At 70.6% G+C, this 22,675-nt stretch carries 22 protein-coding genes; 18 read left to right on the forward strand and 4 right to left on the reverse strand.

Annotation, left to right across the window (positions count from 1 at the left end; translation table 11 throughout):
- Positions 1 to 39: 39 nt before the first annotated feature.
- Both OG552_RS21200 and mqnP read left to right on the forward strand, forming a co-directional pair.
- Entirely contained in the window at positions 40 to 1,497 is a 1,458-nt protein-coding gene (locus tag OG552_RS21200; protein WP_329135242.1) for a menaquinone biosynthesis decarboxylase, read from the forward strand.
- A complete protein-coding gene (gene mqnP / locus OG552_RS21205; protein ID WP_329135244.1) occupies positions 1,494 to 2,411 on the forward strand; it encodes a menaquinone biosynthesis prenyltransferase MqnP in 918 nt (305 codons plus the stop codon). The genes OG552_RS21200 and mqnP overlap by 4 nt, the downstream gene beginning before the upstream one ends.
- Before the next feature lie 29 nt (positions 2,412 to 2,440).
- Here mqnP and OG552_RS21210 read toward each other — a convergent pair whose 3' ends face one another.
- Together OG552_RS21210 and OG552_RS21215 are read right to left on the reverse strand one after the other, a co-directional pair.
- Positions 2,441 to 3,577 carry a hypothetical protein gene (locus OG552_RS21210; RefSeq protein WP_329135246.1) on the reverse strand — a complete coding sequence of 379 codons (1,137 nt, stop codon included), beginning with the start codon at positions 3,575 to 3,577 and terminating at the stop codon, positions 2,441 to 2,443.
- A gap of 143 nt (positions 3,578 to 3,720) precedes the next feature.
- Positions 3,721 to 4,278 (reverse strand): rhomboid family intramembrane serine protease, encoded by a 558-nt coding sequence (locus OG552_RS21215; RefSeq protein WP_329140975.1) that lies wholly within the window; start codon positions 4,276 to 4,278, stop codon positions 3,721 to 3,723.
- A gap of 216 nt (positions 4,279 to 4,494) precedes the next feature.
- Between OG552_RS21215 and OG552_RS21220 the strand changes: the two genes are divergently transcribed.
- The 5 genes from OG552_RS21220 to OG552_RS21240 all read left to right on the forward strand — a co-directional run bounded on the left by OG552_RS21220 (position 4,495) and on the right by OG552_RS21240 (position 8,028).
- Positions 4,495 to 5,232 carry a UbiX family flavin prenyltransferase gene (locus tag OG552_RS21220; protein ID WP_329135249.1) on the forward strand — a complete coding sequence of 246 codons (738 nt, stop codon included), beginning with the start codon at positions 4,495 to 4,497 and terminating at the stop codon, positions 5,230 to 5,232.
- Between the two features lie 82 nt (positions 5,233 to 5,314).
- Positions 5,315 to 5,770 carry an Lrp/AsnC family transcriptional regulator gene (locus OG552_RS21225; RefSeq protein ID WP_329135251.1) on the forward strand — a complete coding sequence of 152 codons (456 nt, stop codon included), beginning with the start codon at positions 5,315 to 5,317 and terminating at the stop codon, positions 5,768 to 5,770.
- A gap of 39 nt (positions 5,771 to 5,809) precedes the next feature.
- Entirely contained in the window at positions 5,810 to 6,973 is a 1,164-nt protein-coding gene (gene mqnE, locus OG552_RS21230) for an aminofutalosine synthase MqnE (RefSeq protein WP_329135253.1), read from the forward strand.
- A 114-nt stretch (positions 6,974 to 7,087) separates the two neighbouring features.
- Positions 7,088 to 7,618: a GNAT family N-acetyltransferase gene (locus OG552_RS21235; RefSeq protein ID WP_329135254.1), complete on the forward strand. Its 531-nt coding sequence runs from the start codon at positions 7,088 to 7,090 to the stop codon at positions 7,616 to 7,618.
- A gap of 68 nt (positions 7,619 to 7,686) precedes the next feature.
- Positions 7,687 to 8,028 carry a DUF4229 domain-containing protein gene (locus tag OG552_RS21240; protein ID WP_329135256.1) on the forward strand — a complete coding sequence of 114 codons (342 nt, stop codon included), beginning with the start codon at positions 7,687 to 7,689 and terminating at the stop codon, positions 8,026 to 8,028.
- A 381-nt stretch (positions 8,029 to 8,409) separates the two neighbouring features.
- On the opposite strand, the gene OG552_RS21245 is transcribed toward OG552_RS21240, so the two are convergent.
- A complete protein-coding gene (locus OG552_RS21245) occupies positions 8,410 to 8,613 on the reverse strand; it encodes a cold-shock protein (RefSeq protein WP_033177709.1) in 204 nt (67 codons plus the stop codon).
- 333 nt (positions 8,614 to 8,946) lie between these two features.
- On the opposite strand from OG552_RS21245, the gene OG552_RS21250 reads away from it, so the two are divergent.
- From OG552_RS21250 to OG552_RS21295, 10 genes are all read left to right on the forward strand, one after another.
- On the forward strand, positions 8,947 to 9,819 hold the full coding sequence (locus OG552_RS21250) for a menaquinone biosynthetic enzyme MqnA/MqnD family protein (protein ID WP_329135258.1): 873 nt from the start codon (positions 8,947 to 8,949) through the stop codon (positions 9,817 to 9,819).
- Between the two features lie 161 nt (positions 9,820 to 9,980).
- Positions 9,981 to 14,570 carry a DUF6531 domain-containing protein gene (locus OG552_RS21255; protein ID WP_329135260.1) on the forward strand — a complete coding sequence of 1,530 codons (4,590 nt, stop codon included), beginning with the start codon at positions 9,981 to 9,983 and terminating at the stop codon, positions 14,568 to 14,570.
- Positions 14,571 to 14,660: 90 nt separating this feature from the next.
- The gene (locus OG552_RS21260; protein WP_329135262.1) at positions 14,661 to 15,074 is read left to right on the forward strand and encodes a hypothetical protein; all 414 of its coding nucleotides are present in this window, start codon (positions 14,661 to 14,663) and stop codon (positions 15,072 to 15,074) included.
- A gap of 3 nt (positions 15,075 to 15,077) precedes the next feature.
- Complete coding sequence (locus OG552_RS21265) at positions 15,078 to 15,392, forward strand: hypothetical protein (RefSeq protein WP_329135263.1); 315 nt, start codon at positions 15,078 to 15,080, stop codon at positions 15,390 to 15,392.
- Positions 15,389 to 16,081 carry a hypothetical protein gene (locus tag OG552_RS21270; RefSeq protein WP_329135265.1) on the forward strand — a complete coding sequence of 231 codons (693 nt, stop codon included), beginning with the start codon at positions 15,389 to 15,391 and terminating at the stop codon, positions 16,079 to 16,081. The genes OG552_RS21265 and OG552_RS21270 overlap by 4 nt, the downstream gene beginning before the upstream one ends.
- A gap of 121 nt (positions 16,082 to 16,202) precedes the next feature.
- Positions 16,203 to 16,499, forward strand: a complete 297-nt coding sequence (locus OG552_RS21275; RefSeq protein ID WP_443070990.1) for a WXG100 family type VII secretion target — start codon at positions 16,203 to 16,205, stop codon at positions 16,497 to 16,499.
- Positions 16,500 to 16,638: 139 nt separating this feature from the next.
- On the forward strand, positions 16,639 to 17,862 hold the full coding sequence (gene mqnC / locus OG552_RS21280) for a cyclic dehypoxanthinyl futalosine synthase (RefSeq protein ID WP_329135269.1): 1,224 nt from the start codon (positions 16,639 to 16,641) through the stop codon (positions 17,860 to 17,862).
- 3 nt (positions 17,863 to 17,865) lie between these two features.
- Positions 17,866 to 18,312 (forward strand): imidazolonepropionase-like domain-containing protein, encoded by a 447-nt coding sequence (locus OG552_RS21285; RefSeq protein WP_329135271.1) that lies wholly within the window; start codon positions 17,866 to 17,868, stop codon positions 18,310 to 18,312.
- Positions 18,313 to 18,373: 61 nt separating this feature from the next.
- The gene (locus OG552_RS21290) at positions 18,374 to 19,072 is read left to right on the forward strand and encodes a demethylmenaquinone methyltransferase (RefSeq protein ID WP_329135273.1); all 699 of its coding nucleotides are present in this window, start codon (positions 18,374 to 18,376) and stop codon (positions 19,070 to 19,072) included.
- A 233-nt stretch (positions 19,073 to 19,305) separates the two neighbouring features.
- Positions 19,306 to 20,592: a geranylgeranyl reductase family protein gene (locus OG552_RS21295; protein ID WP_329135274.1), complete on the forward strand. Its 1,287-nt coding sequence runs from the start codon at positions 19,306 to 19,308 to the stop codon at positions 20,590 to 20,592.
- Positions 20,593 to 20,832: 240 nt separating this feature from the next.
- Here the strand turns inward: OG552_RS21295 and OG552_RS21300 are convergent, their stop codons facing one another.
- A complete protein-coding gene (locus OG552_RS21300) occupies positions 20,833 to 21,642 on the reverse strand; it encodes a C40 family peptidase (RefSeq protein WP_329135277.1) in 810 nt (269 codons plus the stop codon).
- Between the two features lie 665 nt (positions 21,643 to 22,307).
- On the opposite strand from OG552_RS21300, the gene OG552_RS21305 reads away from it, so the two are divergent.
- Positions 22,308 to 22,667, forward strand: a complete 360-nt coding sequence (locus OG552_RS21305; protein WP_329135279.1) for an NADH-quinone oxidoreductase subunit A — start codon at positions 22,308 to 22,310, stop codon at positions 22,665 to 22,667.
- Positions 22,668 to 22,675: the final 8 nt, after the last annotated feature.

Here is a 22,675-nt window from a genome sequence, read left to right on the forward strand (position 1 = left end):
CGGGCGGGATCGGCCGGTGTGGGATGGAAGACTGGGCGCATGGCTTATGACGACCTCCGCTCGTTCCTGCGGGCCCTGGAGAAGGACGGCGACCTGCGGCGGATCACCGCCGAGGTGGACCCGTATCTGGAGGTCGGCGAGATCACCGACCGGGTGAACAAGGCCGGCGGCCCCGCGCTGCTCTTCGAGAACGTCCGCGGCTCGATCGCCCCGCTGGCGATGAACGTCTACGGCACCGACCGGCGGCTGCTGAAAGCCCTCGGCCTGACCGCCTACAGCGACATCAGCGACAAGATCGCCGGGCTGCTCAAGCCCGAGCTGCCGCACGGCTTCGTCGGGGTGCGGGAGGCGTTCGGCAAGCTCGCCGGGATGATGCACGTCCCGCCGAAGAAGGTGAAACCGGGGGACGCGCCCGTCCAGGAGGTCGTGCTCACCGGCGACGACGTCGACCTGGAGCAACTGCCGGCCCTCTTCACCTGGCCGCAGGACGGCGGGTCGTTCTTCAACCTCGGCCTGACGCACACCAAGGACCCGGAGAGCGGGGTGCGCAACCTGGGCCTGTACCGGCTGCAGCGGCACGACCGGAACACCATCGGCATGCACTGGCAGATCCACAAGGACAGCCGCAACCACTACCAGGTGGCCCAGCGCCGCGGTGAACGCCTCCCGGTCGCCATCGCCTTCGGCTGCCCGCCCGCGGTGACGTACGCCTCGACCGCGCCGCTGCCCGGCGACATCGACGAGTACCTCTTCGCCGGCTTCGTGCAGGGCAAGCGGGTCGAGATGGTGGACTGCAAGACGGTGCCGCTGCAGGTGCCGGCCGCCGCCGAGGTGGTGCTCGAAGGCTGGCTGGAACCCGGGAAGACGCTGCCGGAGGGGCCGTTCGGCGACCACACCGGCTTCTACACGCCGCAGGAGCAGTTCCCGGCGCTCACCATCGACTGCGTCACGATGCGCAGGCGGCCGCTCTTCCAGTCGATCGTGGTCGGCCGGCCGCCGACCGAGGACGGGCCGCTGGGCCGGGCGACGGAACGCTTCTTCCTGCCGCTGCTGAAGATCATCGTGCCGGACATCGTGGACTACCACCTGCCGGAGGCGGGCGGCTTCCACAACTGCGCGATCGTCTCGATCGACAAGAAGTACCCCAAGCACGCGCAGAAGACGATGCACGCGGTGTGGGGGGCGCACATGATGTCGCTGACCAAGCTGGTCATCGTGGTCGACGCGGACTGCGACGTGCATGACCTGCACGAGGTCGCCTGGCGGGCACTGGGCAACACCGACTACTCCCGCGACCTGACGGTGGTGGAGGGCCCGGTGGACCACCTCGACCACTCCTCGTACCAGCAGTTCTGGGGCGGGAAGGCGGGAATCGACGCGACCCGTAAGCTGCCGGAGGAGGGTTACACCCGTGACGGCGGCTGGCCTGAGATGGTGCTCTCCGACCCCGAGACCCACGACCGGGTGACCAAGCGCTGGAAGGAATACGGCCTGTGAGCGCGACCACGCCTGACCTTTTCGAGTCCGAACCCCGGCCCGACGGCAAAGTCCGCGCCTTTCTGCGGCTGGTGATGATCGAGCACTCGGTCTTCGCGCTGCCGTTCGCGTACATCGCCGCGCTGACCGCGATGTTCCGCGAGAACGGCGCGGTGCACTGGTTCGAACTGCTGCTGATCACCGTGGCGATGGTGGGCCTGCGGACCTTCGCGATGGCCTGCAACCGGATCATCGACCGGGAGATCGACGCCCGCAACCCGCGGACCGCCAGGCGCGAACTGGTCACCGGCGCGCTGTCGGTACGGTCCGCGTGGACCGGCGCGCTGGTCGCCGTGGTGGTGTTCCTGGGGGCCGCCGCGCTGCTCAACCCGCTCTGCCTGGCGCTGGCGCCGATCGCGGTGGTGCCGATGGTGGTCTATCCGTACGGCAAGCGGTTCACCCACTTCCCGCACGCGATCCTGGGCATCGCGCAGGCGATGGGCCCGATCGGGGCGTGGCTGGCGGTCACCGGCTCCTGGTCGTGGGACGCGGTGATCCTGGGGGTCGCGGTCGGCGTGTGGATCGGCGGTTTCGACCTGATCTTCGGCTGCCAGGACGTGGCCGCGGACCGGGCGCACGGTGTGAAGTCGGTGCCGGCCCGCTTCGGCATCCCGGCCGCGCTCTACGGCGCGCGGGTCTGCCACGCGGTCACCACCGGCCTGCTGGTCTGGTACGGGCTGGCCACCCATGCCGGGGCGTTCTGGTGGGTGGGGCTTGCGATCGTCGCCGGGGCGTTCCTCTACGAGCACGCGATCGTGAAGCCGCACGACCTGAGCCGGCTGAACCGGGCGTTCTTCACGGTCAACGGCGTGATCGGGATCACGCTCTTCGTCTTCGCGCTCTTCGACCTGGTCGAGCGCGGCCTGGGGGCATAGCCCCGCGGGCCGCGCCCGGCGGGTGGGGGCTAGGTCAGCGGGGTGTAGTTGAAGAAGCCGGCGTCCGAGGTGCCGGTGGTGCCGGTCGAGGTGTCCGGGCTCAGACCGGACAGGTCGAGGTTCTTCAGCATCTGGTCGATACCGGCGGAACTGGGCGCCTTGCCGCCGGGCGTCAGGCCCGAGGCGATGAGCCCGAAGAGGTCCTGCGGGTCGAGCGAGGTGGCGCCGGCGGGTGCGGTGATCTTGGCGGCGCCGCCGGTGAAGGTGAGCGCGAGCGGCAGCTTGCCGGCCGGTGCCTTGCTGTCGAACTGGGCGACGTCCACGGTGATGCCGGAGACCATGCCGTCGCTGATGGCGAGGTCGGCGGTGACGGTCTTGGCCGGTACGTCGTCGAGGCGGTCGAGCTGCGCCGCGGAGAAGCCGGGGACTCCCTTGAGCGCGGTGGACAGACCGGGCTTGAGCTCCTTGGCGAACTGCTGGGCCGGGACGTCGACCCGGACGTGGTCGGCGCCGTCGTGGCTGCCGAGGTCCTTGAACTTCGCGTTGTGGAGCAGGGCGTTCTTCAGCGTTGTCACCAGCTGGGCCTGGGACGTGGCGTCGAGGCCGGAGGTGCCCGGGCCGCCGAGGGCGCTCAGGGAGTCGAGGAACTTCTTGTCGATGCTGATCCACTTGCCGTCGAGCGCGGACTTGAGTGCGCCGAGCGAGGAGGGCAGGCCGTCGGTGCCGCCCAGGAGCTTGTCCAGGTCGCCGTCGTTCTTTCCGGTGGCGGTGGTGTCCAGCTGCTCCAGGGCCTTGACGTCGGCCCGCAGATAGAGGGCGTCGGCGACCTGGCGGACCTCGATCAGGTTCTTCTTCCCGGCGGGGTCGTCGGAGAGCAGGACGCCGAGGGAGACGTTCTTGTCACCGGATGTCAGTTCCGTGAGCGGCCGGTCGGCGCTGACCGCGTACTGGGCGTGCAGACCGGCCAGCAGGGTGGCGTCGGCCTTGGTGAAGTCGTCCTCGCCGCGCAGCGCGGACCAGATCTGGTCAGCGGAGGCGTCGAAGGAGGCGCCGACGGTGAGGGCCTTCTGGTCGCCGAGCTTGGTGAAGGCGTTCTCCACCTTGCCCTGCGGGGAGCCGGCCTGGGCGGTGCCGCAGGCCGCGGAGCCGGCCGCGATGACGGCCACCACTCCGGCGGCGGCGAGGGTCCTGCGTGTGGTGACGATGACGACTCCTCGGTCGCTGCGAGAAAATGACGTGACGATATGCCGTAAGACCCGAGAGTAGCCGCCGGGGTTGTGTGGCCGCGCCCGCGTTTTCCGCGGGTGGGTCAGGCGCCGGTGATCTCGGCGGGGCGGTGCCGCTCGCGGAAGAGGAAGGCCGCCGCGACGCCGCCGATCAGCCCGAAGAGGTGTCCCTGCCAGGAGACGCCGGTGGCGGTCGGCAGGACGCCCCACAGGATGGAGCCGTAGAGCGCGCCGACGATCAGGCCGACCACGATGTCCAGGGCCCGCCGGTCCACGAAGCCGCGGACCAGCAGATAGCTGAAGAGGCCGAAGATCAGGCCGGAGGCACCGGCGGTGTTGGTGTGCGCGGGGGCGACGAGCCATACGCCGAGGCCGCCGATGACGATGATGGTGAAGGCCACCGCGAGGAAGCGGCCGATGCCGCGCAGCGCCGCGATGAAGCCGAGGACCAGCAGCGGCAGGCTGTTGGAGGCCACATGGTCGAAGCCGAAGTGGGTGAAGGCCGACGGGATGATGTCGAGCAGTTCGCTGCTCTTGCGCGGCACGATGCCCAGGGTGTCCAGCCGGTGCCCGGCGATGACATCGATGGCCTCAAGCACCCACAGCAGGGCCACCCAGCCGAGCATGAGGGCGCCCGCCATCGTCGCCCGGCCGCCCGCCCGCAGGGGCGCGAGCAAGGCGTCGGCGCGGCCCGACCTGGGGCGTGCCGCCCGGCGTTCGGTCTGTCCGTAAGTCACAGAAACCCCCCAGCGGTCCCGTGGTCCGTCATGGGACACAACGTCCCCGGCGCCCCCGGCGGTTCCCGCGCGGGCCGCCTGGTCACGCTACCCAGCGGCCCGGCGGTTACGCTCGACGGCGTGGACCAGACCAGCCGCAGGCCGTGGATCGTGGGCGTCTCCGGTGCCTCGGGCACTCCGTACGCCGCTTCGGTGCTGCGTGCCCTGCTGCACGCGGGTGAGCAGGTGGACCTGGTGGTGAGCCGGGCGGCCCGGCTCACCCTGCTGGACGAGACCGGCGCCGCTTTCCGGGACGCGCACTGGCAGGAGGACCTGGCCCGCTGGCTGGCCCGGGGCGCCGACGGCAGCCCCGACGCCTTCCCGTCCGGTCTGTTCGACCTGTCGGCGGTGCGGTACTGGGCGGCCGGCGACCTGGCGGCGGGTCCCTCGTCCGGGTCCTATCCGGCCAGGGGCATGCTGATCGTCCCGGCCAGCACCGCCTGTGTGGCCGGGGTGGCGCTGGGGCTGTCCAAGGACCTGCTGCAGCGGGCCGCCTCGGTGACGCTCAAGGAGCGCCGGCCGCTGGTGGTGGCGGTACGGGAGACGCCGCTGGCCGGGCAGACGCTGCGGCACCTGGTGGCGCTGGACGACGCGGGCGCGGTGGTGCTGCCGGCCTCGCCGGCCTTCTACGCCGGTGCGACCCATATCCAGGAGCTGGTGGATTTCGTGGCCGGCCGGGCGCTGGACGCGGCGGGTGTCCCGCACAAGCTGTACCGGCGGTGGCGCGGTGCACTGGGGGGCGCGCAGGGGGGCGCGCGGGCGGCCGGGGACGGCGTGGACGGGCCCTTCGATGGAGCTGGTACGCCGCCGGAAGAGTAGATGCGCAGGGCGCGGCCCCGTCCATGCCTTAGATTCTTGTCCGGACAGCGCAGTCACGGCACGAACGGGAGGGTCCATTCTGATGGACGCGGTGGACAGGCAGCTCATCCAGGCGTTGCGCGAGAACGGTCGTGCTTCGTACGCGGAACTGGGCCGGCTCGTGGGCCTGTCGGGCCCCAGTGTCACCGACCGCATCAACCGCCTGGAACAGGCCGGTGTGATCACCGGCTACCGTGCCACCGTCGCGCCCGCCTCGCTCGGCCTGGGCGTCACCGCCCTGGTCGGCCTCCAGCTCTCCGACGCCGCGGACCACGAGGAAGTGGCGACCCGGCTGCGGGACCTGGACGAGATCGAGGACTGCTGGTTCATCGCGGGCGACGACTCGTACATGCTCAAGGTGCGGGTCGGTGATGTGGACGGCCTGGAGCACACCATCCGCCGGCTCTCCGGCACCAAGGGCGTGGCCAGGACCCGTACCACGATCGTGCTGTCCACCAAATGGGAGAACCGGGTCGGCCAGTTGCCGGAAGAGGCGTAGGCGTACGGTCGTAAGCGCTGACCGCGTAGGAGGAGAGACATGGACGCTGGGCTCAAGCGCGAGCTGGAGGAGAAGGTCCACGCCGGCGAGCGGCTGACCCGGGAGGACGGGATCGCCCTCTACGAGTCCGACGACCTGGCCTGGCTGGGCGGGCTCGCGCACCACGTGCGCACCCAGAAGAACGGTGACGTGGTCCACTTCAACGTCAACCGGCATCTGAACATGACCAATGTGTGCACCGCGTCGTGCGCGTACTGCTCCTTCCAGCGCAAGCCGGGGGAGAAGGACGCGTACACGATGCGCATCGAGGAGGCCGTGAAGCTGGCCAAGGCGATGGAGGCGGACAGTCTCACCGAGCTGCACATCGTCAACGGCCTGCACCCGTCGCTGCCGTGGCGTTATTACCCGCGCTCGCTGAAGGCGCTCAAGGAAGCACTGCCGCAGGTGTCGCTGAAGGCGTTCACCGCCACCGAGATCCACCACTTCGAGACCATCTCGGGCATGTCCGCCTCGGACATCCTGGACGAGCTGATCGACGCGGGTCTTGAGTCGCTGACCGGCGGCGGCGCGGAGATCTTCGACTGGGAGATCCGGCAGCACATCGTGGACCACCGCACCCACTGGGAGGACTGGTCCCGGATCCACCGGCTGGCGCACGAGAAGGGTCTCAAGACGCCTTCCACGATGCTCTACGGCCACATCGAGGAGCCCAGGCACCGGGTGGACCACGTGCTGCGGCTGCGTGAACTCCAGGACGAGACCGGCGGGTTCCAGGTCTTCATCCCGCTGCGGTACCAGCACGACTTCGTGGACATGAAGGACGGCAAGGTCCGCAACACCCTGCAGGCACGCACCACGATGGCGACCGGGGCGGAGGCGCTGAAGACCTTCGCGGTGTCCCGGCTGCTCTTCGACAACGTGCCGCATGTGAAGGTCTTCTGGGTGATGCACGGCCTGTCGACGGCGCAGCTCGCGCTGAACCACGGCGCGGACGACATGGACGGGTCGGTGGTGGAGTACAAGATCACCCACGACGCGGACGACTACGGCACGCCGAACAAGCTGACCAGGGACGACATCCTGGACCTGATCCGGGACGCGGGCTTCCGGCCGGTGGAGCGGAACACCCGGTACGAGATCATCCGGGAGTACCCGGGGCCGGACGGGGCGCGGCGGGAGTCGCCGCAGCCCATGCGGGTGTGACGCGGGCGGGGCCGGCGCCGGTGTCCCCGGCGCCGGTTCTGGTGTGACGAGGGTGACACCGAGGGTGTGCGGCATCCCCGGGACGCCTCTGGGGGTAATGGCTAGCATGGGCTTATGAGTCTTACCTGCCAGCTGGACCCGGTGATCGACGACGAGTTGCGGGACGGCATCCTCGCGCTGTGGACCGACGTGTCCAACGCGGGCGGTGCCGTCGGCTTCGTGCCCCCGGTGACCGGTGCGGACATACGCCCCGACCTGGACCGCGCGCTGGCCGCGGTGGCCGCGGGCGAGCGGCGGCTGCTGATCGGGCGGGACAGCGGGTGCGAGGACGGGCGGGTCGCCGCGACCGCCTTCCTCACGTACAACTCCCACCGGCTGATGACCCACTGGCTGTGGCTCTACACGGTGATGGTCCACCCCGGCCACCAGGGCAAAGGCTACGGCCGCACCCTGATGGCCGCCGTCGAGCAGGCCGCCCGCACCTTCCACGGCATCGAGGCGATCCGCCTCACCTGCCGCGGCGGCACCGGGGTCGACCTCTTCTACGCGGGCTGCGGCTACAAGGAAGTCGGCCGGGTCCCCGGCGCGATCCGGGTCGCACCGGGTGACGACCGCGACGACATCCATATGCTCCTGACGCTCTGAAGCCGCCGGGGCCGCCCGTGGGCGGGGGCGCCCGGCGGATCCGGTGCGGCGCGTGCTTCACTGGTGGCATGTTCCGTTACACCGCACTGCGCTTCGGCCTCATCGTCGCCTGTTTCGGTGTCATCTGGGGTCTGGTACGGCTGCGCGTCCTGCCGGCCGGGCTCGGTGACTCCAACTACCTGTGGGTCGCCCTGCTCGCGCTGATCGTCTCGGCGCCGCTGAGCTGGGTGCTGCTGCGGGGGGCCAGGGAACAGGCCGCCCAGAAGGTCTCCGACCGGGTGGAGCGCACCCGGATGAACCTCGCGGCCAGCGCGAGCCAGGAGGACGAGGCGGACGACGAGGCCCGTGCCTCCTCTCCGGCGGCGCCGGCCACCCCCGCCGCCCGCGACAGCGAACCGCACACCGCCTGACCCCCTCACCCCCCAAGCTCCCCCCGCACCCGCAACGCCACCCGATCCGCCCCCTCCGCCCCCACCCGCTCCTCAGCCGTGCGCGACGCGCCAGCAGAGCGGTGGGGGGTGTTTGGTTGTTGGGGGGGCAATTCGGGGCGAATGCGGGGAGGGGGCTCAATGGGGTGGCGGGGATTCGGGGGGTGTCACCGATTTGCCCAGCCGTCTCCCTGGGGTGCTTCCGCAACACGTCTTGGCGGGCGTGGAGTTCACGCGGTGAAGAGGCGGGGCTGAGGGGCGTGGCGGGAAAAGAGGCAGGGGCCCCGCGTAGGTGTGCGGGGCCCCTTGGGTACTGCAGGTTCTGGGCGCGACCGCGCCGATTTCAAACCGGACTAGCGAGGACTAGTTCGGGGTGACGTTCTCCGCCTGCGGGCCCTTCGGGCCCTGGGTGACGTCGAAGGTCACCGGCTGGTTCTCCTCAAGGGAGCGGAAGCCGGAGGCGTTGATCGCGGAGTAGTGGACGAAGACATCCGGGCCGCCGCCGTCCTGGGCGATGAAGCCGAAGCCCTTTTCAGCGTTGAACCACTTCACGGTTCCGGTAGCCATAAAGCCCTCCTTGGGCCCAAAGGGTTGCCCTGCTCCAGAACCTGCAACTGCGAAGTCTGAAAATTACAAAAGCCTGCGGGTTACATGCTCCGCAGGCTTTAGTACTGCAAGGAAACCAAACTGCAACTTGCGACGAGCCTAGCATGTGGGGTCTGGGACGGGGAAGAGCAACAAGATCCCTCTTCGGCCGGCCGGGGGACGCCCTCCCGCCGTCCGGGGGACAGCCGGCCGCCGACAGCCGTGGCGCCGGGCGATATGGCCGGAGAAGAGCCTTTCGGCGTGCCCGGCACCCCGTACGCGGCCTCCCGCGGTACCAGGAGTAGCGTCCGGCATATGGACACATCTGCGCGTGACGACGTAACCGGAGACGTAGCGGGCCCCATCCGTCCCAGGGTGGGCCACATCCAGTTCCTGAACTGCGTCCCCCTCTACTGGGGCCTCGCCAGAACCGGTGCCCTGCTCGACCTGGAGCTGACCAAGGACACCCCGGAGAAGCTCAGCGAGCAGCTGATCGGCGGCGACCTCGACATCGGCCCGGTCACCCTCATGGAGTACCTGAAGCACGCCGACGAGCTGGTCGCCCTCCCGGACATCGCGGTCGGCTGCGACGGACCGGTCATGTCGTGCGTGATCGTCAGCCAGGTGCCGCTCCAGCAGCTCGACGGCCAGCGCGTCGCCCTCGGCTCCACCAGTCGCACCTCGGTCCGCCTGGCCGAACTGCTGCTCACCGAGCGTTACGGCGTCTCACCCGACTACTACCGGTGTCCGCCCGACCTCTCGCTGATGATGCAGGAGGCCCAGGCGGCGGTGCTGATCGGCGACGCGGCCCTGCGGGCGTCCCTGCACGACGCACCCCGGCTCGGCCTCGAAGTCCACGACCTCGGCCAGATGTGGAAGGACTGGACCGGCCTCCCCTTCGTCTTCGCGATCTGGGCCGTCCGCCGCGACTACCTGGCCGCCCACCCGGCCGCTGTCCACGACGTCCACCGCGCCTTCCTCGCCTCCCGCGACCTGTCCCTGGAAGAGGTCGCCAAGGTCGCCGAGCAGGCGGCCCGCTGGGAGTCCTTCGACGAGGATCTGCTGCGGCGCTACTTCACCACCCTCGACTTCTCCCTCGGCGCCGACCAGCTGACCGGCATCGCCGAATTCGCCCGCCGCGTCGGTTTCCCCCCGTCGGCGGGCGTCGACCTTCTGCCGCCGGCCTGACCTGCCCCACGGCCTGACGCCGCCCCGTGGTCCCCGGCAGGGGAACCACGGGGCGGTCTGCTTGCGTCCTTTGCCAAGGGGAGGTCAACTGGTGCAGACCGTCCGGTAGTTGGCAGTAGACACGGGGGTGTCGGGGGATGGGCCGTCCGACGGATTGGCATGTGCTGGATCTGGACCGGGATCCGGTGCCGGGTGATCCGTACGAGGTGCGGGAACTCGCGCGGAAGCTGGGGGACTTCGCCGACGACGTCGGCACCGCGCTGCGGTCGGTACGGGGTCTTGACGGGGATTCGGTGATCCAGGAGTGGGCGGGCCTGTCGGGGGATGCCTACCGGGAGCAGTTCGGGGACCTCCCCGGTGAACTCGACAAGCTGGAGCGCTCCTACCGCCTCGCGTCGGGTGCCCTGGACGACTACTGGCCGCAGTTGCAGACCGCCCAGGGGGACGCTGACCGCGCCCTCGCCCAGGGCCGCACCGCGCGGGCGGATCTGGATGCGGCGAAGTCCCAGCTGTCCGCGGCTGACGCGTGGGTGAGGCGGGCGCAGGACGCGTCCAGGGAGTATCAGGCCGATCCGAAGCCGGGGGTGCCCCCGCCGTCGGAGGCCGATGTCCGGGCGGCGGCCCGTAACGCCACCGATGCCGATACCGCTCACGCCACGGCGAGTTCGGCTGTCCGTGACGCGCAGGCCCGGCTGGATGCGGCGAAGGAGTTGGCCGCGCAGGCGGCGGGTGTCCGGGACCGGGCCGCGGATGCCGCGCAGCATGCGCTGCGCGAGGCCTCCGATGCGGGGATCAGGAACAAGCACTGGTGGGAGAAGGCCGTCGATTTCGTCGCCGGCCATTGGGACGACATCGTCGCGGCCTGCAAGGTGATTGTCGCGGTTCTTGGCATCGTGGTCCTGATCATCGGTGGCCCGCTGGCGTGGCTGGTGCTGGCGGCAGCGGTCATCGTGCTGGCGGATACGGTGATGAAGTACCTGCAGGGCAAGGCGAGTCTGTGGGACGTGCTGTTCGCGGCGCTGGACTGCATCCCGATGTTCAAGGGCCTGACCACCGCCGGCGGCCTGCTGAAAACGGCCCGTGAACTGCCCGCTCTCCTCAAGTCCGGTGAGGCGCTGGAGCATATCGCCACCTCCGTCCGTAAGGGTGCCGGGCTGATCCGTTCCGCGAGCCGGGACATCAAGACCCTGATCACCTGTGGTGACCCGATCGACATGGCGTCCGGTGAGATGGTCATGTCGGCGGTGGATGTCGAACTGCCCGGTGTGCTGCCGCTGGTGCTGGAGCGGCACCACCGTTCCGGGTTCCGCGGGGGCCGCTGGTTCGGGCCGACCTGGGGTTCGACGCTGGACCAGCGGCTGCTCCTGGACGACCAGGGCATACGCTTCACCACCCCCGACGGCATGGTGCTGCACTACCCGATACCCGAACCGGGCCGTCCCGTCCTGCCGTTCGAAGGCCCGCGGTGGCCGCTGACCTGGGACGGCACCCCCGGCGGCACCATGAGCGTCAGCCAGCCGGAGGCCGGCCGCACCCTGGACTTCCGCCACCTGCCCGGTGCCCCCGCGGGCCTGCTCCCGCTCACCGCGACGACGGACCGCAACGCCAACCGCGTCACCATCGGCTACGACGACGCGACCGGCGCCCCCAGGGAGGTCGCCCACAGCGGCGGTTACCGCATCGCGGTGACCACCCGGCAGGGCCGGGTCACCGCCCTGCACCTGGCCTCCGCCCCCGGCAGCCCCCGCCTGCTGGCCTTCGGCTACACCGGCGGCCACCTCACCGCCGTCACCAACTCCTCCGGCCAGCCCCTGACCTTCGACTACGACGACGCGGGCCGTATCACCCGCTGGCAGGACCGCAACGGCACCTGGTACGGCTACACCTACGACACCCTCGGCCGCTGCACCGCCACAACCGGCACCGACGGCATCCTCGGCTACCGCTACGCCTATCACGACCAGCCCCGCGTCACCGAGGCCACCGACTCCCTCGGCCACACCACCCGCTACGCCTTCGACGACCACTACCAACTCACCGCCGAAACGGACCCACTCGGCCACACCACCCACCGCACCTGGGACCGCTACGACCACCTCCTCACCATCACCGACCCCCTCGGCCACACCACCACCCTCACCTACGACACCGACGGCAACCCCACCTCTGTCACCCACCCCGACGGCACCACCGGCACCGTCGAGTACAGCGGACCCGGGCTCCCCGTGGCCGTCACGCAGCCGGACGGCGGCCGGTGGCTGTACAGCTACGACGAGCGCGGCAACCAGCTGACGGTCACCGATCCCACCGGCGCCCGCACCGCCTTCGGCCACGACGAGCACGGCGCGACGACCTCGGTCACCGACGCGCTCGGCACCGTGCAGCAGCGGATGCGGAACGACGCGGCCGGTATCCCGGTGCGCCTCACCGACGCCGGCGGGGCGGTGACCGAGCTGGCCCGCGACCCGTTCGGCAGGATCGCCGCCATCACCTCGCCGGCCGGCGAGGTCACCGGACTCGGCTGGACCGTCGAGGGGCTGCTGGCCCGGCGGGTCCGCGCGGACGGTTCGGCCGACGCGTGGACGTACGACGGCGAGGGCAACACCGTCGAACACCGCGCCCCGGACGGCCAGGTCACCCGTTTCACCGTCGCCGGGATGGACAGCACCGTCGCCAGGACCGGCGCGGACGGCGGGACGTACGGGTACGCGTACGACACCGAGCGCCGGCTCGTCGCGGTCACCAATCCGCTCGGGCTCACCTGGAGGTACGAACACGACCCGCTGGGCCGGGTGATCCGGGAGACCGACTTCGACGGGCGCACGGTCGGTTACACCTACGACGCGGCCGGCCGGCTGGTCCGGCGGACCAACGGAGCCGGTGAGGAGGTCACCTACCGGCGGGACGCGATGGGCAACGCCACCGAGGTGCGGGCCGGTGCCACCGTGACCACCTACGTCTTCGACGCGGTGGGCCGGACGGTCGGCGCGGCCGGCGCGGACGCAGAGCTGAGCCTGGTCCGTGACGCGGCCGGCCGGGTCGTCGCCGAGACCGTCAACGGGCGCACGGTGACGGTCGCCCACGACCTCCTCGGCCGCACCGTCGAGCGGGTGACCCCGAGCGGCGCCGTGTCCCGCTGGGTGTACGACGCGGCCAACTCCCCGGTCGAACTGCGCACCGCGGGGACCACGCTGGAGTTCGGCTACGACGGTGCCGGCCGGGAGACCGAACGCCGCAGCGGCGGCCGGCTCTTCCTGCGCCAGGAGTGGGACCGCGCGGACCGGCTCGTCGCCCAGACGGTGTACGGGGCGGGCGCCGCCGCGGGCCGGCGCGGCTTCGGCTTCGGCCCCGACGGTTATCTCGCCGCGATCGAGGAGCCCGCGGCGGGCCGCCGGCTCACCACGGACGCGGCCGGCCGGATCGTCGCGGTGGACGGCACGGGGGGCGGGGACGGCACGGCCGGCGGCTGGTCGGAGCGCTACACCTACGACCCGGCCGGAAACCTCACCTCCGCTTCGGCCGGCGGCCAGGAGGCGCCGGACAGCGAGTACACCGGGATGCGGCCGCGGCGCATCGGCCGCGACCGGTACACCTACGACGCCCAGGGCCGGACCGTCCGGCGCAGCCGCGCGCTGCTCTCCGGCGGCGGGAAGGTCTGGACGTACACCTGGGACGCCGAGGACCGGCTCACCGGAGTGACCACCCCCGACGGTGCCGTCTGGCGTTACCGGTACAACCCGCTGGGCCGCCGGATCGCCAAGGAACGGCTGGGCGCGGACGGCGCGGTGCTGGACCGTACCGACTTCGTCTGGCACGGGACGCAGCTCCTGGAGCAGGTCCGCACCGAGCCCGGCACCGGCGCGGTCGCCACCACGACGTGGGACTGGACACCGGACGGCGACATCCCGCTGACGCAGACCGAGGTCAGGTCCGCGCTCGACGCCGGGCAGGACGCCGGGCTCGACGCCGGGCAGGAGGAGGTCGACCGGCGGTTCTACGCGATCGTCACCGACCTGATCGGCGCCCCCACCGAGCTGATCGGTGAGGACGGCCGTGTCCACCCGCAGGGCCGGGCCACGCTCTGGGGCCTGCCGTGGGATGGACCGCCCGCCGGCGGCCCGGACTGCCCGCTGCGGTTCCCAGGACAGTACGCCGACGCCGAGACCGGACTGCACTACAACCACTACCGCTACTACGACCCGTTCGCCGCCCGCTACCTCAGCCCGGACCCGCTGGGCCTGTCCCCGGCGCCCAACCCCTACGGCTACGTCCACAACCCGACGCTCTGGTCGGACCCGCTGGGGCTCGGGCCGTGCATCTCGGAAGTGGCCTATGCCTCCACCGACCTGGCGAAGGCGGCCTTCCAGGCGCGGTTCAAGGACGGTGTGCAGTGGTTCCCGTTCGGCCGCAATGTGGCCGCGGCCAAGGTGGAAGGGCTGGACGACATCGTCATCGGCTTCAGCAAGGGCAACAAGCTGCACGCCGAGATCGACATCATCAACCAGCTGAAGGCCAAGGGCATCAGCATGGACAAGATCACCGAGCTGTACACCGAGCGCTATCCGTGCGCCAAGATCTGCCTGCCGCGGCTCTCGGGCGGCCTGAAGGGAACGGCCAAGATCACGTACAGCGTTCCCTATGCTGAGGACCACGCGTTCGCCGCGGCGTCCACGGAACTGCTGACCGGCCACATCAGGAGCGCCGCGAGCGCGATGGGCTGGCAGACCCTGAATCCGCGCAGCTGGTTCTGAACGGAACGACCCGCGTGACCCGCGTGACCTGACAGACCCGACCGACCCGAACGACCCCGAACGACCCGAACGAGAAGCGAGGAGCACCTGATGGAGCCGCCCAGCGACGAGACGATGGCAGCCATGCGGCGCCTCGCCGGGGAAGTGCAGGACGAACTGCTCATCGCCGGACTCCCGTCGGCCGGCGGGCTGCATCCGCTGGTCGCCCAGGGGGTGATCGTCGAGCTGGACGTGCTCGGCGACGACGACGCGGCGGTGAGCGTGCACTGGCGCCCGCATCCGAGTCTGGCCAACGCGGCGGCCCGTGCGGCGGCGGCGCGGGACGTGTCCGCCGGGACCATGCAGCGGCTCGGACAGGTGGGCACCGCGATGCTGCCGGCGATCGCCGGCATCCTCAGCACGGCGGGCTTCACGCTCGACACCGACGAGGACATCGCGGCCGGCGCGGTCCGGGTCCTCGCGGCACCCGACGGCGGCGGCACCGCCCGGCTTCTGGAGGACTGACCGATGGGTGGCACACCGGACCGGCTCGCGGTCGACCTGACCGGGCTGCAGGACTTCGCGCACAACCTCGACACCGTCCGCACCACGATGAACGGGACGCGCAAGCTCTTCGACTCCTACGAGGCGAAGCTGGGCTCGGGGAAGGTCGCCGACGCGCTGGACAGCTTCGAGCACAACTGGAAGGACGGCCGCAAGGAGATCGACGGGCAGCTGGAAGGGCTGTCGAAGATGGCGAACACCGCCGTCGAGCAGATCCAGAAGGCCGACAAGGACCTGGCGGACCAGTTGGCCAAGGCCGGCAAAGGGGACGGGAAGTGACCGCACCGCAGGAGGAGACGGCCCCGGTGCGGGTCGCCGCGGTCGAGCGGGAGGGCTTCACCATCACCGTGCCGGTGACCTGGTGGGAGTTCGACCTGCACCCGGCGACCCGGGACGAGTCGGTCCGGCGGATGGTGGCCCAGCGGGTGCGGGAGAACCCGGCGCTGGCCGAACACCGCGACGTGCTCGGGCGGTTCCTGAAGAAGGCGGCCAGGGACGCGCACGAGAGCGGCGCGGTCTACGTCGGCTGCATGGCGCAGAACTTCGACACCCTGCCGCTCACCGCGTCGGTGACGGTCTCGCTGATCGGTGCCCGTACGCCGGAGGGGCAGCTGCTGCCGGCCGACCCGGCGTCGATCGCGGCCGGGCTGCGCGCCAAGGAGGCCGCCCGCGAGGGGGACACCTGGCGGAAGGTCACCACCGTCGAGATCCCCGAAACCGGCCTGGCGGCACGGACGTACGGGATCGAGGACATCAGCGTGCCCGGTGACTCGCGGACCGTGCGGGCGGTGCTGATGCAGACGTTCATCCCGCTGCCCGGCCACCAGGACAAGGTCGCGCTGGTCGCGGGGAGCAGTTCGGTCCTGGACCTGGCGGAGTCGTTCTTCGACGTCTTCGACGCGGTCACGTCGACCTTCCGCTATCAGGAACCAAGGGCTGCGTCCGTCACGTCCTCCCCTGTACGTTGAAGCAACCGCGGACAATCCGATGAATCAGCCGAACCGCTGAAGGCGACGCATCGGACCGGTCCGCAACTCAGGAGCCACGGGGGTCGGCCCTGCGGCACGTCAACGAGAGGCTCAAGCCGCTATGGCTAACGTTAACGTTACGTACCAGGACATGAGGGACGCGGCGACCAAGCTGCGTACCGGCCAGCACGAGATCACCGAGAAGCTGCACTCGCTCCAGAAGTTCGTGCAGGACCTGGTGAACGGCGGCTACGTGACGGACCGGTCGTCGAAGCAGTTCGACCAGTCGTACAGCGAGTTCAACACCGGCGCCACCAAGACCATCGAGGGTCTCGACGGCATGGCGAAGTTCCTGGAGAGCGCGGCCGACGCGTTCCAGCAGGCGGACGAGCAGCTGGCCAAGGGTCTCGGCGGCTGACCGAGGCGCCGTCGCCCGGCGGTCCCGCCGCCGGGGCTGTGCGAGTTTTCCACAGGGTGTGCGGTCCCTTCGGAGCGCGAGGGACCGGCTGGCGTACGCTGGCCTGGTCCGATCAACCCCCTCCGAAGGGACCGCCCCGGTGACATCCCCGACCTCCCCGGTCTCCCCGGTGAGCGACATCGCCGCCGTCCTCGACCGTGCCGCGCAAGGCGGCCGGATCACGCCGGAGGAGGCGCTGGACCTCTACCGTTCGGCTCCGCTGCACGCACTGGGCGCAGCCGCCGACGCGGTGCGCCGCCGTAAGTACGCCGGCACCGAGCACATCGCCACGTACATCATCGAACGCAACATCAACTACACCAACGTCTGCGTGACGGCGTGCAAGTTCTGCGCGTTCTACGCGGCCCCCAAGGACACCGGCAAGGGCTGGAGCCGCGGCCTCGACGACATCCTGCGGCGCTGCGCCGAGACGGTCGAGCTCGGCGGTACCCAGATCATGTTCCAGGGCGGCCACCACCCGGACTACGGCGTCGAGTACTACGAAGAGCACTTCGCCGCGATCAAGCGGGAGTTCCCGCAGCTGGTGATCCACTCGCTGGGCGCGTCCGAGGTCGAGCACATGTCCCGGATCTCCGGGGTCAGCGCGGAGGAGGCGATCCGCCGGATCCACGCCGCCGGGCTCGACTCCTTCGCCGGCGCCGGCGCCGAGCTGCTGCCCGCGCGGCCCCGCACCGCGATCGCCCCGCTGAAGGAGTCCGGCGAGCGCTGGCTGGAGATCATGGAGACCGCGCACCGGCTCGGTGTCGAGTCCACCTCCACCATGCTGATGGGCACCGGCGAGACGAACGCCGAACGGATCGAGCACCTGCGGATGATCCGTGACGTGCAGGACCGCACCGGCGGGTTCCGGGCGTTCATCCCGTACACGTACCAGCCGGAGAACAACCACCTGAAGGGCCAGACGCAGGCCACTCTCTTCGAGTACCTGCGGATGATCGCCATCGCCCGGATCTTCCTCGACAACGTCGCCCATATCCAGGGCTCCTGGCTCACCACCGGCAAGGAGGTCGGCCAGCTCTCGCTCCACTACGGCGCGGACGACCTCGGCTCGGTGATGCTGGAGGAGAACGTGGTCTCCTCGGCCGGCGCGAAGCACCGCTCCAACCGGATGGAGCTGATCCATCTGATCCGGGCGGCCGGGCGGGTGCCGGCGCAGCGCGCGACCACGTACGAGCACCTGGTGGTGCACGACGACCCGGCGAACGACCCGGTCGACGACCATGTGGTCTCCCACCTCTCCTCCACCGCGATCGAGGGCGGCACCGCCCACCCCGAGCTGAAGCTGCTCACCGCGGACCGGTAGCGGGTGCTGACGCTGCACACGGCCGGCCTGCTGCTGCCAGGGGGCGGCCGGGCGGCCGTGCCCGGCGGCGGGGTGCTGGTGGACGGCGACCGGATCGCCGCACTCGGTGCGGCCGGGGAACTGACCCCGGCGTATCCCGCGGCCCGGGTGCGGACCTGGCCCGGCACACTGCGGGCCGGGCTGGTGCACACCGGTCCGCTGCCCGCTGCGGCCACCGCGCGGGAGCGGGTGCACGCGGTGCTGCGGCTCGGGGCCTGCGCGCTGACCAGCCCTGACCTCACCGACGCGGAGCGGGCGGCGGCCTCCCGGCTGGGGGTGCTGCTGGTGCCCGTCGGCTCCGGGCCTGCGGACCTCACCGCCGGGGGCCGCGCCGACCTGGCGGTCCTGCTGCCGGACGGCACCTGCGTGGCCACGGTTGTGGCGGGGCGTCTCCTCCACCGGCGTGCCTGACGCCCGGGGTTTATGGCCACCGCCGGCCCGGTGGGGGAGGGGCGCCGCATAAGGTAAGAGGGTGACCCGAGCCTCATTGGAGAAGCAGCCGCAGGAAGTCGCCGCGATGTTCGACGGCGTGGCGGCGAAGTACGACCTCACGAACGATGTGCTGTCGCTGGGCCAGACCCGGCTGTGGCGCCGGGCGGTCGCGCAGGCGCTCGACGTACGGGCCGGGGAGCTGGTGCTGGACCTGGGCGCGGGGACGGCCACGTCGTCGCTGCCGTTCTCCGCGGCCGGCGCCGATGTGGTGCCGTGCGACTTCTCCCTCGGGATGCTGCGGGAGGGCAAGAAGCGCCACCCCGAGTTGCCGCTGACCGCCGGGGACGCGACCCGACTGCCGTTCGCCGACGGGGTGTTCGACGCGGTGACCATCTCCTTCGCGCTGCGCAACGTGCACGACACGGATGCCGCGCTGCGGGAGATGCGGCGGGTGGCGAAGCCGGGCGGGCGGCTGGTGATCTGCGAGTTCAGCCACCCGACGCTGCGGCCGTTCCGTACGGTCTACACGGAGTACCTGATGCGGGCGCTGCCGCCGGTCGCGGAGAAGGTGAGCAGCAACCCGGACGCGTACGTGTATCTCGCGGAGTCGATCCGCGCGTGGCCCGACCAGCGGGCGCTGGCCACCCGCCTCCAGGACGCCGGCTGGTCCAAGGTCGCCTGGCGCAACCTCACGGGCGGCATCGTCGCCCTGCACCGCGCCACGAACCCCCTGGCGTAACCCGTCCCGGGGGGTGCCTTACCAGGGGCGCTGGGGGTACCCCCGGACGGAGTCTGGGGGAGGAACTGCGCGAGCAACCGGCCACCGGCCGGTGGTCCGGATGCGGCAGCAACAGAGAGGCGCCGCCGCGCCCGCCCCCGTAGCCTCATAGACTCGGCACTTGCCGCTGTGCAGCAACAGCGGCCCGGACCAGCATCTGGCACCAACCCTCGCCGAAACGGGAGAGCCCCACCGTGACCGACACCGCCCTGTCCGAGCGCAGCGCCGATGTGATCGTCGTCGGCGCCGGCCCGTCCGGTTCGACGACCGCCTACTACCTGGCCAAGGCCGGCCTCGACGTCCTGCTGCTGGAGAAGACCGCGTTCCCGCGGGAGAAGGTGTGCGGTGACGGTCTCACCCCGCGCGCCACCAAGCAGCTCGTCGGCATGGGCATCGACATCTCCGAGGAGGCCGGCTGGCTGCGCAACAAGGGCCTGCGGATCATCAGCGGCGGCCTGCGGCTGGAGATGGACTGGCCGGACCTCGCCGCGTACCCCGACTACGGGCTGGTCCGCAAGCGGGAGGACTTCGACGAACTCCTCGCCCAGCAGGCCGTGAAGGCCGGCGCGCGGCTGTACGAGCGGTGCAACGTCGGGGCGCCGATCACCGACGAGCGCACCGGACGGATCATCGGCGTCCAGGCGAAGCTCGGCGAGGAGAAGACCCCGGCGGCCTTCTACGCCCCGCTGGTGGTCGCCGCCGACGGCAACTCCACCCGGCTGTCGCTGGCGATGGGGCTGCACCGCCGGGAGGACCGGCCGATGGGGGTCGCGGTCCGTACGTACTTCACCTCGCCGCGGCACGAGGACGACTACCTGGAGTCCTGGCTGGAGCTGTGGGACCGCCGTGGTCCGCAGCCGCGCCAACTCCCCGGCTACGGCTGGATCTTCGGCCTCGGTGACGGTACGTCCAATGTGGGCCTCGGCATCCTCAACTCCTCCGCGGCCTTCCGCGAGCTGGACTGGCGCGAGGTGCTCAAGGCGTGGGTCGGCTCGATGCCGGAGGACTGGGGCTTCACCCCGGAGAACATGACCCAGCCGATCCGCGGCGCCGCCCTGCCGATGGCCTTCAACCGCCAGCCGCACTACACCCGCGGGCTGCTGCTCGTCGGTGACGCGGGCGGTCTGGTCAACCCCTTCAACGGCGAGGGCATCGCCTACGCGATGGAATCCGGTCAGCTCGCCGCCGACGTCATCACCCAGGCGCACGCGCGGGCCACCGACGCGCAGCGGGAACTGGCGCTCGCCAACTACCCGCGCATCCTCAAGGAAACCTACGGCGGCTACTACACGCTGGGCCGCGCCTTCGTGAAGCTCATCGGCAACCCCAAGGTGCTCCAGCTCTGCACCCAGCGCGGCCTGACCCACCCCATGCTGATGCGCTTCGCCCTCAAACTGCTGGCCAACCTCACCGACCCCACCGGCGGTGACGCGATGGACCGCATCATCAACGGCCTCACCAAGATCACCCCCCGCGCCTGACACCGGCCGCCGGCCGCCAGCCGCCCCCCGGGATCGCCAGGGCGTTCACGGCCGGCGCGGCGAAAAGGCGAAATGGTGAAAAGGCGTCATAAAACCGTACCGCGGGCGGCAGGGCGCCGTGGCTTCCCCCAGGTGGAGGCCATGGCGCCCTGCGTTGGGTGAGGTGGGTGTGCCCGCGCTTCGGGAGAGCGGTTCGGGACCGCGCTCGCGGATGCGCTCCGGCACGGACGAGGCGGGGCCTCAGAGTGCGCGGACGGCCCAGTCCGGCATGTAGTCGGCCAGCTGGTGGATCGCCACCGGGGTCGACGGATTGGCCGCGTCCAGGTACTGGCCGTCGCCGATGAAAACGCCCACGTGGTACGCGCTGCCCTCGCCGCCCCAGAAGATGAGGTCGCCGGCCTGGAGGGAGCCGATCGGGACGGGCGTGCCCACGGTGGACTGCTCCTGGGAGGTCCGCGGGAGGTCGACACCGACCGAGGCGAACGCGGCCTGGGTGAGGCCGGAACAGTCGTACGAGCCGGGGCCGGTGGCGCCGTACACATACGGCTTGCCGAGCTGCGCCTTGAGGAAGGTGATCAGCTGGTCGACCTTGCTGGAGGACGCGGGGGCGGACGCCGCGGTGGTGGTCGCGGTCGGCGTGGCCGCGGAGGACGACGACGAGGACCCAGCAGACCCAGCGGACGCCACCGCGGGCCGGGCGGTGAGCTTCGCGCGCGCACTGGCCCGGGAAGCGGCCGCGGCACGCTCCCTGGCCGCCTTGGCGGCAGCGGCGGCCCTGGCCTTGGCGGCCTTCGCGTCGGCGGACTTCTTCGCCTTGGCCGCGTCCTCGGCCGCTTCGGCCGCGGCCCGCTCCTTGGCGGCGGCCAGCGAGGCGTCGAGGGCGTTCTGTTCGATCGCGGCGGCGGCCAGCTGAGCGCTGTCGGCGAGGGCCAGGGGCGCCGCGGCGGGTGCCGGGGAGGTGGTGTTCGTGTTGTCGGCCATGGCCGGAGCGGCCGCGCCGCCGAGAGCGAGCGCGCTGACGACACCGCCGACGAGTCCGGCCCTGCGCACCCACTTGGGGTGACCGGGCGCCGCGTGCCGTCGGCGGCGGGTATGGGTGTCGGTATGCGGTTCGGACGTATGCGTCCGGAGTGTGTTCGGGGACATGCGGTCCTGGCTATCAGGAACGAATGGTTCCGTTCAACAAAGGTGGGATGCGCCACACTTGACGTGTTCACGGAGCAAATGACCCTTTTACGATCTTGGCCCCCGGCCGCTTTGATCCGGTTTCACCAGACCGGTCACTTATGCGCTCGTGCACGCGTTCACGCGCCCCAAGTCCCGGGTTTCCGGGGCCGGTCGGCAGGGCCGGACGGCCCTACCACGGGGGCACGTCCAAGGCTAATTTGCCTTTGGGACGCAGCGCTTGATAGAGATCGCGCCCCTCTGACCAGCGGTAATACCCGGGGTTGTGACGGGAAGTGATTGTTTGGGGCTCATTCGCCACATGATCACCGCTCATCCGACTTCATGATCGTTCGCCAGGTGGTGGAGATCACAAAGGTCGGGCTGTACCCCGTGTCGCAGATCACAGACCGGGAGGCATAGGATGCAGGCGACTTGGGCTTGTGAACTGCCTCACATAGCCGCGATCTTCGCGGATCGACGGCAAGGAGCAGTCGCCAAGTGACGGTCCGTACAACGCAGTCATTGTCGACTGGAAGGAGCGGGGGACGGTGAACGCATACGCGCCCATCCTCGTGCTGGGAGGTCTCGCGGCCGGCTTCGCGATCTTCTCCGTTTTCATGGCCTCGATCACCGGGCCGAAACGGTACAACCGGGCCAAGTTGGAAGCGTACGAGTGCGGTATCGAGCCGACGCCGCAGCCGGCCGGCGGCGGCCGCTTCCCGATCAAGTACTACCTGACGGCGATGCTCTTCATCGTCTTCGACATCGAGATCGTCTTCCTCTATCCCTGGGCCGTCACCTTCGACCGCCTGGGGATGTTCGGGCTCGTGGAGATGCTCCTCTTCGTGCTCACCGTCTTCGTCGCCTACGCCTATGTCTGGCGCCGTGGCGGCCTGGAATGGGACTAGAGGACGCA

The organism is Streptomyces sp. NBC_01476 (genome assembly GCF_036227265.1).
Classification (GTDB): domain Bacteria; phylum Actinomycetota; class Actinomycetes; order Streptomycetales; family Streptomycetaceae; genus Actinacidiphila.